This is a genomic window from Aequoribacter fuscus (assembly GCF_009910365.1).
In the GTDB taxonomy this organism is placed as follows: domain Bacteria; phylum Pseudomonadota; class Gammaproteobacteria; order Pseudomonadales; family Halieaceae; genus Aequoribacter; species Aequoribacter fuscus.
This window is the reverse complement of record NZ_CP036423.1, coordinates 2,547,715-2,561,909: the sequence shown is the minus strand read 5'-3', so window position 1 is coordinate 2,561,909 and position 14,195 is coordinate 2,547,715. Positions and strand designations below refer to the sequence as shown.

Below are 14,195 nucleotides of genomic sequence, written 5' to 3'. Positions count from 1 at the left end.
ATTATATCGATGTTTAATACGTTAAAACTTGATTTATCTTTGTACGAAAAAAAAAGCATTTTAAGAAAAAGAAATAATGCATTTTTACTAATAGTAATATTATTTTTGACATTTTTTTTATTAGCGATAAGTATAATAATAAATAATAAAGAATATATTTTATCAATTTTATTGGCATTATCAGTGCAGCTAGTAAATTTTGAAATAATAAAACTTGTATTAGAAAATGAAATAAAAAGCTTAAACAAAATAAGATTTATACAAGCTTTACTAAACTTAATTATACCATTGATTTTATTGAAATTAAAAAATGATGTATTTTTGATTGTAATTTCAAATATATTTATAAATTTATTAATATATGCCTTCTATAAAAAGAATCAAAAGTTAAAATTTAACAAATTTACGTTAAAGAAGTTGAAAATATATTTAAAAAAATATAAAAGATATATAGTTTATACTTGTCCAGCAGAGTTAACCGGTTCATTTTCTGCATATATACCGATCATATTCATTGAAAATAAATTTAGTCCAATTATGTTGGGATTATTTACAATGGCAACAAGAATATCATATACACCAATCGGTTTAGTTTCAAAAAGCATTGGTGAATATTTAAGAGCATCATTAACGAAAAACGATAAAAAAGAATCAAATTTAATATTAAAAATATTAATTTTTTTGAGTCTTATGCTATTTTTAATAATGAAAAATATTGACGATAAAATTCTTAGCTATTTCTTGGGACAATCTTGGGCGGGTGTTTCTGAACTGATAAATATAATGTCTCTTTTTGTTTCGCTAAAGTTAATTGCTTCAACAATTTCATTTATACTTTTTCACTATAAGAAAAATCATATAGACTTGACCTGGCAAATAATCAATTTAGTTGGAATATTGATAATTTGCTTAATATCAGTTGAATATATTGAATTCGTAATAAATTACAGTAATTTCAGTTTAGCTATGTATTTGATTTTAACATTAACCTGTTTAAGGCTTTATCTTAATGATAAAAATAATTGATTGTGGTATTGGTAATTATAAAACAATAGCATCTTTACTCGAATCAATAAACAGAGATTTTGAGATAATAGATGAAATCAATGAAATTTCTTATTCTGATATCTACATATTACCTGGTATTGGAAGTTTTGATGCTTTAGTAAAGAATTTAAAGAAAACAAGTATTTATTATAAATTTAAAAATTGCGAAAACGATAAATTAAGATTAATAGGTATTTGCTTAGGTGCTCAAGTTTTACTAGACAAAAGTGAAGAGGGGACTGAATTTGGATTAGGGTTAATAAGTGGTGAGGTAAAAAGATTTAAAGATAAGAAGTTGAATGTTGGTTGGAATTATAATAATAAAAATATATATAATGATATATATAATGAGCGGTTTTATTTTGTTCATGGATATTATATGGTATCAAAATTTTGCTATTTATCTTCAATATTTAAAAATGAAAAGTTTTGTTCAGTTGTAAAAGACAAGTATAAAATCGGTATACAATTTCATCCAGAAAGAAGTGGAATTGATGGTATGCGATTTTTTGATGAAATGTTAAAGTTATGCGAATAAATATTGAAATTTTGCTTAAAGATTATGACTGTGTAAAGGGGGAAAAATTTAAAAACCATGAATATATTGGTTGCCCTCTTAACATTGTAAAGATCTACAATGATTATTCTGTAGATGAAATATGTATTACACAATTAAATGATATTGCATTTACTGAACATTATATACATTTTCTTACACAATTAAGCTCTATATCAAGATGTCCACTTTGTTATTCAGGAAATATTGATAGCTTAGAGAAAATTAGAACATTGTTTGAAATTGGATTCGATAAAATTAAAATTACAAACCAAAATAATTTTCATTTGCTGAACTTTGTTAGAGAAAACTATGGATTACAAAGCTTAGTAATTGGATTCGATATAAAAATTAATTTTTTTAAAAAATTTAAAGATACTTATAATAATTCATTGTTAAAAATTAAAGAAATTATTAATTCTGTTGAATGTTCTGAATATGTACTAAAAGTAATAAAAAAGGAAGGAACATTAACAGGTTTTGATAGAGATATATTATTATATTTTTCGGATGAGATAAAAAAGAAAAATATAATTTATTCTGGTGGTATTTCATGTATTGATAATTTGAAAGAAATTGATACATATATTGATAATGTGTCTTGTGGCGCTCTGTTCACTTTTAAAGGAAGTCAAAAAGGTATACTTCCTAGTTATTTAAGTAATTCGCAATTGGAACACTTTAGAAAAGGATGGAAAATTGATTTGTAATGTATGTGTAATGGATGATAGTGATCCTGGTATAATCATTGACGAATATGGCGTTTGCAATCATTGTAAAAAATTTAAAAAAGATGAAGAAGGTTATAAAAATAGCAAACACTTTAATAAAGAAAAAGAATTCTTTGAATCATTAAAGAGTAATAATAAATATGATTGTATAGTTGGTTTAAGTGGTGGTGTTGATAGTTCTTACCTTGTTTATTTATGTAAATTATATAATTTAAATCCACTTTTAGTGCATGTTGACACTGGATGGAATAGTAAGACTGCAGTTTCAAATATAAAAAAAATAATTGAAAATACGAATTTTGATTTAATTACACATGTTGTGCCGTGGTCATCTGTAAAAAATATGCATTTAGCAATGCTTAAATCAAATTTAGCGAATCAAGACTCAATACAAGATCATATATTTTTTTCATTGTTATATAAATGTATACATAAATATAAAATAAAATATATTTTGAATGGCTCTAATTTTACAACTGAGGGTGTAAGTGTTCCATCATGGCAGCACTCATCAATGGATGCTTTAATTTTGAAAGATGTATTTAAAAGACATGGAAATGGTTCTATAAAAGGTTATAAATTTATGAGTTTTTTTGAATACTATATAAAAATTCCTTTTATAAATAGAACTACAGTAATATGTCCACTAAATTTTTCTTTTTACAATAAAAATGATGCTATTTCTATATTGAAGGATGAGTTTGATTATGAGGAGTATGAATATAAACACGGTGAATCATTATTTACTTCTTATTTTCAAAATATATATTTAATTAATAAGTATGGATTCGATAAAAGGAAACTTCATTATTCAAGTCTCATATTATCAAACCAAGGAAATCGAGAAACTTTTATTGAAAAGCTTAAAAATCAACCTCTTGATGAAAAACTAGAATATTCATTACGAAATTACGTAGCAAAAAAACTTGAGATTTCATATGCAGAACTAATTTCTTATGAAGATCCTACAAAATTGAATCATTATTCAAATTATAATAATTGGGATAATTTAAGAAAAATATTGGTTTATTTTTCAAAATTGATAACAAGGTTTATAAATCTTAAGACTTATCACTAATGATTAATTAGTAAATTTTTAAATAAGTTATCAATCTCCCTGCCTAATTCATTCTGAAATATAAATAGAGTAAGATTTTTTATATTTTTATTAAATTTATATACAAAGAAACAAAAAATTCTATATAAAATAATTGGCTTTGTTGCAAAAAAATGGTTACATTCTTAAGAGCGTTATTCACTAGAATTTTTAAAATATCATGATATATATAAAAATTATTAATCTTAAAAAAATAAATATAAATAAAAAATTTCATTAAGATTTTTTGTTATTGTTTAATAAATAAAACATCAAAAAGTTTGTAATGAGCTGACCTGATATAAATGAAACAATTGTGATAAATACTAATATATTTTTTTCTAATTGCCCTATTTTCTTATAGCTTTTATAAAAAATAAATGTAAATAAAATTAGACCAAATATTCCTACACTATAAATTAATTCAAGAATTAAATTGTGTGGATAAAGTCCAATATTTAGATTGTTCAATTCTTGAAAAGAGTTTATTCCGCAGCCGAAAACTATACAATCAATATCAATATTGTTAACAAAAATAAATAACAATTCGTCACGCATTGATAAATTTGATTTATTTGTTATATCAAATGAATTGAAAATTCTGTATAAAGAATTAAAACTCTCGAGTAACTCAACATTATAATAAAAAAATAATATTAAAACCGGTAAAAAAAATTGTATATATATGAATTTACTTCTAAAGATGTAAATCAATATTAGAAAAAGAGAAAGGAATTCAGCCCTTCCGCCGGCCATAATTGCTAAATATATACTAAAAAGTAACAATAAAGAAAATGTAACCTTGTATTTTATTTCTTTAAAATTGTTCAAACTAAATGCAAAAATTATAGAAGAAATAGAAAAATATAAAGTTAGTGGTTTGGAATATGTCGCTGACTCGAAATTAAAATAAAGTATTTCTCTATATATCAATGTTTTCTCTGAAAACATAAATAAAATATTTACTAAAAATATTATTATAAAAACAAATACGTCATTAGAGTTTAAACTCCTTTTTTCAATAGCAAATATTATTGAAAATAAAAAAACAAACACAAGGTAATAAAAATATGTTTCAATCTGGTTTTTCTCATTAAAGATTAAAGAAATAAGGCCCATGTATAATAGAAAAGAAAAATAGAAATAATCAAAAATCAATTTTTTATTTTTATGTGTAATACTAAAAAAAATAAATGCAATTAATAACAAATTTGATATAATATTTGAATTAGAAACGAAAGGAGATATCCAGAATTGCATAACTGCAAGAATAAAAAATATAGAGTTGCTGAATTTTCTGTTTCGGATCATGGATTTATCAATTTAAGTATCTTGCATAAATTTTATGATACGCGCGTTTATTTTCGGTGGCAATTGTTTTTGGAAAAAAATTCAAAAGAAGCTATTTATGTTACATGTGACAAACCACCTAATGATAATTTTGATTACAGTCGCCTACGTGTTTGCAGTGACAAATTTAAAATGTTTAATTTGATAAAAATACTAAAAAAATTAAATAAAGATTATGTAATTATTCTACATGACCCTATTCTATTACTTTTACTACCTTTTTTGTTTTTTTTAGGTTATAAAAATTTTGTTTTTGACTCTCACGAAGATGTTGAAAAAGATATACTTATCAAAAATTACATTCCAAGATTTTTAAGGAAATTTGTTAGTTTTGTGTATATGATTTGCCTAAAAAGTTGCAGAATTTTTTTTAAATTAAAAATCATTTCGCCTTCTCTTTGTGTGTGTAATAAATATGATGCTCAGCTTGTATATAATTTGCCCTCACAGGATATTCTAATTGATGAAAATCAATATATAAACTATAAAAATCGCCAAAAATCTTTTGGCTATTTTGGGACACTTACAAAAACGCGTTCAATTGATTTGCTGATTGATGTTTTTAAAAATAGAAGTGAAAAACTTTATTTAATTGGTAGTATTAACGATGATTCAATTAAACATATGGTTAAAAATTTACCTCCTAATATTATTTATGTAAATGATATTTGTCTTGATGAAGCAAAAGAATATTTTGATTTGTTTGATGTTGGTTTTTGTATTCCTAAACTTTCATTGATTGCACATGATGCATTACCGGTAAAAATCTTTGAATATTATTATATGAATAAATTAATAATTTCTTCAAAAATTGATGTTGTCAAGAATTTTAACATCGAGAATGTTTTTTTTACTGAACTTGATAGTAAATCTATTAATACTGTAATAGATGAAATAAACAATTTGGACTCTGCAGTATTTAGTATTGATAATAAAAATAAATATAGGTTTGAAGAACAATTATGTGTGGATTAGTTTTTTCAATAAACATAAATTTAGATTTAGATATTTGTGATCGTTTTCTTAAGAGACGTGGTCCAGATGCAAGTGGTCATTTTTTTAATGAAGATTTACAAGCATATCATACTAGATTAAAAATTTTTGACTTATCTGATAATTCTAATCAGCCATATACTGATGATGGCCATAACTTTCTACTTTTTAATGGTTCAATTTATAACTTTAAGGACTTAATCAAAAAATACGAAATTGATCAAACATCTTCAGACACTGTTGTTATTTATAAATTAATCCGAAAATATGGCCCTAAGATTGTTGAAGAATTCAATGGCATGTTTGCAATTGTTTTTTTCAACATTCTAGATAATAATGTTTATTTTATAAGAGATAGATATGGTATTAAGCCACTTTATTATTATAAGTATAAATCAAAATTTATAATTTCATCTTCTGCAAAACTTATAGCAAAACATCTTGATTTAGATATTAATGATGAATATGTATCATTTGGTATTGAAAACGGATTCTATGATGAGTTTAATCATTCACCGTATCAAAATGTATTTCCTGTTAAACCGGGATCTGTATCTAGGTTATTTGATAATAAATTAGAAACTAATTTTTACTATCAAATAAATAAATGTACATTTTATAATGAGGATTTTTCCGAATTACGTGATATTTTAATAGATTCTGTTAACACTAGATTGATTGCTGATAGAGCTATCGGTATATCACAGTCAGGTGGTGTGGATTCATCTATAATTTCATTTGTTACTTCAAAATCTATAGATACTAAATTAAAAGCTTTTTGTTTTGGTAGTAAAGATAAACAAAGTGAGTATTTCAATGCTAAACGACATTCTGATAAATGTGGTCTTGATTTAATAAACGTTGAACCCAAAAATTCAAATAAATCTTTTCTTGACTTAGTAAATGATGTTATTGATGTGCAAGAAGCACCATTTTTAGGTACTTCTATTGTCGCGCAATATTTAGTTTTTCAAAAAGCTAATGAGCAAAAGATTACTGTAATGCTCGGTGGGCAGGGTGCCGATGAGCTTTTTTGTGGTTATAAGAAATATTTATATTTTAATAGGTTTTCTGTTTTTAGTTTATTTAATGTATTCTACGAGATTCTTTTTAATGGTTACGATTTTGAACTGATTAAAAAAAAGTTTTTAAGAAAAAAATCTTCTCCGCGTAAATTTCAATATGACTTTTCCTCTATTAATAATTTATCTTTACAGGATTTAACATATACAAGTTTGCCAACACTCCTACGTTATGAAGATCGAAATTCTATGGCTTTTAGTATTGAAACAAGGTTGCCATTTTTAGATTATCGGCTTGTTGATTATGTTAATTCAAAAAACAAATCTAATTTTATCAGATTTGGATTCACAAAATATATTTTGCGAAAAATGTTCAATGGTCAAATCAGTAGTAAAATAATTTGGAATATTTTCAAGCGTGGTTTTGATACATCTGATTACTTTGAAAATGATTCAAATATTTTATTTGTTAATAAATACATTTCCTCTAATAAACAATATTTACCAAGTTTTTTATCAAACTACGTTAGTCATACCAATCAGCTAAAGGACTGGTCAATAATTTTATCATGTTTATGGTATATTAATGAATTGAAGGATTCTTAATGTTTAAAAATATTTTAGTTTTAGCTCCTCATACAGATGATGGTGAATTAGGTGCTGGTGGAACAATAAATAAGTTCATTTCACAAGGTTGTTCTGTTGATTATGTTGCTTTTTCTGCAGCCGAAGATTCTGTTCCGGTTGGATTTGATATAAATGTTTTACGGACAGAAGTCATTAATGCCACTGCTGCTTTAGGGATTAACAGTGAAAATGTTACGGTTTTATCATACCGGGTAAGAACATTTCCCAGTCATCGGCAGCAAATTCTTGATGATTTAATAGTGTTAAGAAATAAGAAAGATTATGATTTGATTCTTACCCCTTCAACCAATGATATCCATCAGGACCATAAAACCGTTACAGAGGAAGCTATTCGAGCATTTAAGCATAAATCAATACTTGGTTATGAATTGATATGGAACAACCTAACATCTGCTTCTACATGTTTCGTAAAATTAAATATAGATAATGTTGGCGCTAAGGCATTGGCTCTTGGTGAGTATAAATCACAAGGTGCTAGGCCTTACATATCCCGTCAATTTATTAACTCGTTAGCTCGAACTCGTGGTGTCCAAATTGGCACTGAATATGCCGAATGCTTTGAAGTTATCAGATTAATTGTATAGATTAATCAAGGAATATATATATGTATAATTTTCAAAAACCAATTACTTTAGGATGGCTATCACAAATTTTAAACATACCATTTTGTGGCGATGGTAGTTTTAAGATTTTTGGAGTGGCTAACTCTAATTCTCCAGAATCAAATTCACTAATGTTTACAAAAACTACTGACTTAAATATTCACGATGCGGTTTTAATTGCTCCACAAGATAGTATTTCTCAGAATGTTTTGTTAAGTCCTAATCCGCGTTTTGATTTTATTCGTGCGCTTGAAGTAATTAACTCTGTGATTGGGTTTCAATTAGATGATGCTAAACCACAAGTTCACTCGAGTGTTAAACTTGGAGAAAATGTTGTTATAGAAAATGGGGTTTTTGTAGGACCTAATACTGTTATTGAGAGTAATGTCGTTATTAATAGAGGTACTTATATAGGTGAGAATTGCTTAATTCGTTCTAATACAAGTATTGGTGGTGACGGCTTCGGTTATGAAAGAGAAATTAATGGAAAGCCTATAAAATTTATACATCTTGGCGGTGTTAATATTGGTAATAATGTTGAGGTTGGTTCTAATACTTGTATTGCTAGGGGTACGCTAGGTAATACTCTAATTGAAGATAATGTTAAAATTGATAATTTAGTTCATATAGCGCATAACTGCATTATACGTAATGGCGCATTCATCATAGCTTGCTCTAGTTTAAGTGGTGGCGTTGAGATAGGCAGGAACGCATGGGTTGCTCCTAATGCAACAATTATACAGAAGGTTAAAGTTGGAGAAAATGCAATGGTTGGATTGGGTTCTGTTGTGTTAAAAGATGTAGAAAATGGTTGTGTTGTTGCAGCTACTCCTGCGAGATTGATTAGGCGCCCTGAATAAAATGGTTATTTGGTATTATAATCATTACGCTGGGAGTTCTAGGAGCCCTAAAGATGGTCGTTCATATTATCTTACTAAGTCACTTAAGAAGTGTGGCCATTCCCCAGTAGTCATTTCTGCTTCCTTTCACCATCTACATAAAGAAAAATCTCAAATCCCACAACGTGATCCAGTTGTATACGATATCATTGATGGTGTTCCGTTCGTATGGTTCAAAACACCAAATTATCTTGGGAATGGTTTGAAGCGTATTTTAAATATGCTTACTTATTCTTTTAGAGTATGGCAGCATGATTTGGTTGAGGAGTTAGGGTTACGTTCACCAGACGTTATCATAATATCATCTGTTCACCCTTTTCATTTTTTTGCTTGTTTAAAGTGGTCAAAAAAATACAACGCAAAATTAGTCTTCGAAGTTAGAGATTTATGGCCATTATCATTAAATTTGTTGCTAGGGCTAAAAAAATGGCATCCATTATATATTTTACTTGCTCTAATTGAGCGTGTGGGTTACAGATATTCAGACTTAGTTATATCGCCCCTCAAAAATGCTAATTTATATATGGAAGCAAAGGGATTAAGGAAGAATAATTTTTTATATATTCCAAATGGTTATATTAACGATTTTGAATGGTCACGCAATAGTAGCTTAGACAAACAATTAAAGGTTATTCGTGCCAAATATAAACGTGTTGTTATGCATACAGGCAGTATGGGAGTTCCGAACGGGTTAGAACTTTTTGTCACAGCTGCAAATGAAATGTCGAGTAACAGTTCGGTTGCATTTGTTCTTATTGGAAAGGGGCAGTTAGAAGAAAATTTAAAAAAAATGTCTGATTCAGAGCATATATATTTTTTTGATGCAGTTCCGAAGCGTGAAGTGTTGCATTTATTAAGTTATTCTGATGCATGTTATTGTGGGTCGCAAAATTTGCCCGAACTGTATCAATACGGTGTCAGCCCAAATAAAATATTTGATTATATGTTGGCTAAGAAAGCAATTGTTCTTGCAATTGATTCCCCAGGTAATACTGTTGAATTATCAAGAGGTGGTATTTGTGTGAAGCCTGATTCTATAACATCAATGATACATGCTTTAAAATATATTTGTTCAATAACTGATGCTGAGCTTCAAAGGTTTGGTGAAGCTGGTTACAATTTCCTTATTAAAGAACATGACTTCGATAAGCTTGCACTTAGATTGGTTGAACGGCTAGAGACTTTATAGTTAACTGATTTATTTAGATATGGCTTTTAACAGAAACTATTATTATTCAAGATTTATCTTAAAGTCGGGTTTGAGTCAGTTTATGCAATTCTTTGAAGGTAATTTGAAGTGCCTATTTGATTTTATAATTGCTATTCCTAATGGCTGGGATATTTCATTTTTCGAAAACTATGATAAAGCTTGGCGACCTACTGGTGTAAATCCAGATGATCTCATGGAGGTTTTTACTAGTACACATGGTATGGCTAATGTGTTTTTAAATTCAGCATTAGAGTTAAAAAAGTGTAAGCGAGAAGTTATAAAAATCATTCTAATAGGCCAAGGAAAAATGAAGCCCAGCTTGCAAAAACTCACTCGATGCCTTGGCCTTGATAATGTTATTTCCCATGATCCAGTAGATAACAAAACGTTAGCCGGTATAATGGCAGGTGCTGATATTGGTTTGCAGCTATTTGCAAATGTACCTGTTTTTTATTATATTACATCGCCAAATAAGTTTTTTGATTATATTGCTTCCGAGTTACCAGTCTTAAACAACTATCTCGGTTTGTTTGATGATTTTATCAAACATGAGCAATGTGGATTGCTCTATTATACCAGAAAATCCTTCAGCTTTTGCTAATGTTCTTGAATAAGCAGCAAATGATAGACGTGAATTAAAAAGAATGGGTATGCGAGATAAGCAATTGGCAAAAATTCAATTTAATCGTGATTTATTTGCGGATCAGTTGTTTGATTGGGTTACCGGAGTAGTTTCGTGAAACGAATCTTTGATATGTTCTTTGCGTTTTTAGCGTTTATGGCGTTTTGGCCAGTTATTTTACTGGTTGGGATTTTAATAAAATTTAACATTGGATCACCTATACTTTTTACACAAGTACGGCCGGGTTTAAATGGAAGGCCTTTTAAGATTTTTAAATTCCGTTCTATGTTGGATGCTGCTGATAAAGATGGGAACGCGTTATCTGACGATCAGCGATTAACACGCTTTGGCCGTTTTTTGAGATCAACAAGTTTAGATGAATTGCCAGGTCTTTATAATGTAATTAAAGGCGACATGAGCCTTGTGGGTCCAAGACCATTGCTCGTTGAATATTTGCCTATATATTCTGATGAACAGGCGCGAAGACATAACGTACGTCCGGGTATAACTGGTTGGGCGCAGGTTAATGGCCGTAATGCTATTAGTTGGGATGATAAGTTTAAACTTGATGTATGGTATGTAGATAATCATAATTTATGGTTAGATATTAAAATATTATTCTTAACTATAAAAAAAGTACTTATGCGAGAAGGAATATCTGCAGCGGGTGAGGCTACAATGCCTAAGTTTACTGGGGTTAATAAATCATAATTAGTTAATGATTTTTACTCTAACTGTATTTTTTAATGTTGTAAATATATGACTTTAAGGAGTGTAAAATGTCAACTTTTGAAAGTTCTTTAAAAAAATGTTTTATAGAAACGCTAAATATTGAAGAAAGTTTGGTTGTGGATTCATTGCAGTATGCATCAATACCTCAGTGGGATTCAGTAGCCCATATGTCATTGATAGTAAGCCTTGAAGATGAATTTGATATTATGATTGATACAGATGATGTTATTGAAATGAGCACATTTGCTAAAGCCAAAGAGATTGTTCAGAAATATTTAGATTAATATGTACTTCTGGGAAAATATCTCCTCATCATCGGATGTTTTTTTGATATCCGATGATGACAGTTTATCATTCGAACGTTTTAATATTTTAGTTACGACATTTGCAGAAAGTTTCAGCCACTTTAAAAAGAGATCAATTTTTTTGATAGTGATGGATAATTCTATTAATTGCGTCGCTACTTATATTGCGTGTTTAAAATTAAAAATTATTCCTTTGCTTTTGCCGGAAAATATTATGGAGGAAGATTTAAAAAAATATATTGAACTCTATAATCCTTCGGCAATTTTTTCAAAAAATAGAATATTAGAATTGAATCATCAAAGGGTAGTACCCAATCAAGAGGTAGCCTTACTGCTTTCTACTTCTGGATCAACAGGCTCACCAAAACTTGTTGCATTATCGTATGAAGCTCTTCAGTCTAATGCAGATTCGATAAGTGTTTACTTGAATCTAACTTGTAATGATAGAGGTTTCTGTTCAATGCCATTAAGCTATTCTTATGGGCTATCAATTCTAAATTCTCATTTAAACTGTAATGCTTCAGTTGTAATAACTAAGAAAACACCTTTTGATAAAGATTTTATTGATATGTTTCAAGCAAATAATTGTACTAATATTTCTGGCGTACCTTTTTTACATGAAGCTTTGCTGAGAACTGGATTTTATAAGAATAAATACCCTTCATTAAGGTTTATTACCCAAGCGGGTGGTAATCTTAAAGAAAGATTTAAAAAGAAGATCTTGGAATATGCAGAGACTTATAATAAAGAGTTTTTTGTTATGTATGGTCAAACAGAAGCTACAGCTAGAATAAGTTATGTGCCTCCTAATATGCTCATGGATAAATTGCTATCAATAGGGATTGCTATTCCGGGAGGAAAATTAAGGCTGTCTAGTGAATCTGAAATTATTTACTCTGGACCTAATGTAATGATGGGTTATATCGAAAAATTCAGTGACTTTGCTGCATTAACAGGCTTGTCTGAATTGAGAACTGGGGATCTTGGTTATGTTGATAAAGATGGATTTTTCTTTATTACAGGAAGAGCCAAGCGATATATCAAAATTGCAGGGTTTAGATATAGTTTAGACGAAATAGAAATGCGTTTATCAGATTTATTCCATGATGATTTTATGGTTGATGGTGAAGAAGATCTCTTAAACGTTTTTTCAATTAAGTCTTATGAATTTCAGAAACTCGCAATTTGTATTCAAAAAAATTTTAAAATTAATGGAAATTATATAAAGTTCTACGTGATAGATTCCTTCCCCCTTAATGATAATGGCAAAAAAGATTATAAGGCATTGAAAAAATAAAATGGATATTAATGAGAGAGTAGATAATTTATTTTTTGAGAATCCTTATTCTCTAAATAAATCCGAGAAAAGGGCTTTTATACTGGATATTTTGGGAGATTTACATATCCATCATTCCATAAATTGTGAAGGTTACCGACGTTTTGTAGAGTTTTTTGACTATCGGGAAGATTTTGTAGAACTAAGTGAGTATCCCTATTTACCGGTACGGCTATTTAAAAACAATAATTTGTTGAGTATTTCTAAAGAGCATCTTTTTAAAACTTTGAATTCTAGTGGAACAACCGGATCAGTTTCAAAAATTTATCTTAATAAAGCTACTGCTAGTAGACAATCTAAAGTATTGAATAAAATTTCAAGCTTTTTCATAGGTAACAAACGCATTCCGATGTGTATTATTGATAGTAAAGAATTGCTCCAAGATAGAACTAAATTTAATGCTAGAGCTGCCGGTATTATAGGTTATTCTGTTTTTGGTCGTGACCATTTTTATTGTCTTGACCAAAATCTGGATCTAAAGGTAGAGGAATTTATTGCCTTTATTAAAAAGTATGAGGATGAGCCTATATTTTTCTTTGGATTTACTTTTTTAATATGGAGCAAACTTATTGAAAGACTTGAAGAATTGGATTTTTCTTTTGTAGTTCATCCAGATTCATTAATGATTCATGGCGGTGGGTGGAAAAAACTAGTAGATCTTAATATTTCAAATGAGACATTTAAAAAACGACTAAATGATCAGCTTAAGTTAGTATATGTATACAATTATTATGGAATGATTGAGCAAGTTGGATCGGTATTCATGGAGTGTTCTGCTGGTATGTTACATGCGTCCAATTACTCTGACATCTTAATAAGAGATAAATCTGACTACGCGGTGTTGGATCATGGTAAAGAAGGGCTAATACAAGTTATAAGTATTTTACCAACTAGTTATCCAGGAAATTCTATTTTAACTGAAGATGTTGGTGTCTTGTATGGTGAGGACGATTGCTCATGTGGTTTAAATGGAAAATATTTCAAAGTAAATGGTCGTCTACCGCAAGCTGAATTACGTGGCTGTAGTGATACAAGGAAGGTGTAAC

The 14,195-nt window shown here is 28.5% G+C and carries 14 protein-coding genes; all 14 read left to right on the top strand.

Translation table 11 applies throughout. The features are described 5' to 3' along the window. Positions 1-9: 9 nt before the first annotated feature. The 14 genes from EYZ66_RS11570 (at position 10) to EYZ66_RS11505 (ending at position 14,194) form a co-directional block, all read left to right on the top strand. Entirely contained in the window at positions 10-1,026 is a 1,017-nt protein-coding gene (locus EYZ66_RS11570; RefSeq protein ID WP_040816925.1) for an MATE family efflux transporter, read from the top strand. Next, the gene (gene hisH / locus EYZ66_RS11565) at positions 1,010-1,585 is read left to right on the top strand and encodes an imidazole glycerol phosphate synthase subunit HisH (RefSeq protein ID WP_040816924.1); all 576 of its coding nucleotides are present in this window, start codon (positions 1,010-1,012) and stop codon (positions 1,583-1,585) included. The genes EYZ66_RS11570 and hisH overlap by 17 nt, the downstream gene beginning before the upstream one ends. Beyond that, positions 1,576-2,313: a HisA/HisF-related TIM barrel protein gene (locus EYZ66_RS11560; protein WP_040816922.1), complete on the top strand. Its 738-nt coding sequence runs from the start codon at positions 1,576-1,578 to the stop codon at positions 2,311-2,313. The genes hisH and EYZ66_RS11560 overlap by 10 nt, the downstream gene beginning before the upstream one ends. Before the next feature lie 10 nt (positions 2,314-2,323). Beyond that, a complete protein-coding gene (locus EYZ66_RS11555; protein ID WP_050793438.1) occupies positions 2,324-3,412 on the top strand; it encodes an N-acetyl sugar amidotransferase in 1,089 nt (362 codons plus the stop codon). Positions 3,413-4,810: 1,398 nt separating this feature from the next. Beyond that, a complete protein-coding gene (locus EYZ66_RS11550; RefSeq protein WP_160195678.1) occupies positions 4,811-5,755 on the top strand; it encodes a glycosyltransferase family protein in 945 nt (314 codons plus the stop codon). Beyond that, the gene (gene asnB, locus EYZ66_RS11545; RefSeq protein WP_009576439.1) at positions 5,743-7,401 is read left to right on the top strand and encodes an asparagine synthase (glutamine-hydrolyzing); all 1,659 of its coding nucleotides are present in this window, start codon (positions 5,743-5,745) and stop codon (positions 7,399-7,401) included. The genes EYZ66_RS11550 and asnB overlap by 13 nt, the downstream gene beginning before the upstream one ends. Then, a complete protein-coding gene (locus EYZ66_RS11540; protein ID WP_040816919.1) occupies positions 7,401-8,027 on the top strand; it encodes a PIG-L deacetylase family protein in 627 nt (208 codons plus the stop codon). Before asnB ends, EYZ66_RS11540 begins: the two co-directional genes overlap by 1 nt. A gap of 20 nt (positions 8,028-8,047) precedes the next feature. Continuing rightward, positions 8,048-8,905: a UDP-3-O-(3-hydroxymyristoyl)glucosamine N-acyltransferase gene (locus tag EYZ66_RS11535; RefSeq protein ID WP_009576438.1), complete on the top strand. Its 858-nt coding sequence runs from the start codon at positions 8,048-8,050 to the stop codon at positions 8,903-8,905. Between the two features lies 1 nt (position 8,906). Beyond that, entirely contained in the window at positions 8,907-10,133 is a 1,227-nt protein-coding gene (locus EYZ66_RS11530; RefSeq protein WP_009576437.1) for a glycosyltransferase family 4 protein, read from the top strand. 82 nt (positions 10,134-10,215) lie between these two features. Further along, positions 10,216-10,755, top strand: coding sequence for a glycosyltransferase family protein (locus EYZ66_RS11525; protein WP_139042600.1), 540 nt, complete (start codon positions 10,216-10,218; stop codon positions 10,753-10,755). 135 nt (positions 10,756-10,890) lie between these two features. Next, positions 10,891-11,487 carry a sugar transferase gene (locus EYZ66_RS11520; RefSeq protein WP_040816914.1) on the top strand — a complete coding sequence of 199 codons (597 nt, stop codon included), beginning with the start codon at positions 10,891-10,893 and terminating at the stop codon, positions 11,485-11,487. A 68-nt stretch (positions 11,488-11,555) separates the two neighbouring features. Further along, positions 11,556-11,792, top strand: a complete 237-nt coding sequence (locus EYZ66_RS11515; RefSeq protein WP_009576435.1) for an acyl carrier protein — start codon at positions 11,556-11,558, stop codon at positions 11,790-11,792. 43 nt (positions 11,793-11,835) lie between these two features. After that, positions 11,836-13,110: an AMP-binding protein gene (locus tag EYZ66_RS11510; protein WP_158027010.1), complete on the top strand. Its 1,275-nt coding sequence runs from the start codon at positions 11,836-11,838 to the stop codon at positions 13,108-13,110. Between the two features lies 1 nt (position 13,111). Continuing rightward, positions 13,112-14,194 carry a LuxE/PaaK family acyltransferase gene (locus EYZ66_RS11505; RefSeq protein WP_009576433.1) on the top strand — a complete coding sequence of 361 codons (1,083 nt, stop codon included), beginning with the start codon at positions 13,112-13,114 and terminating at the stop codon, positions 14,192-14,194. Position 14,195 lies beyond the last annotated feature (1 nt).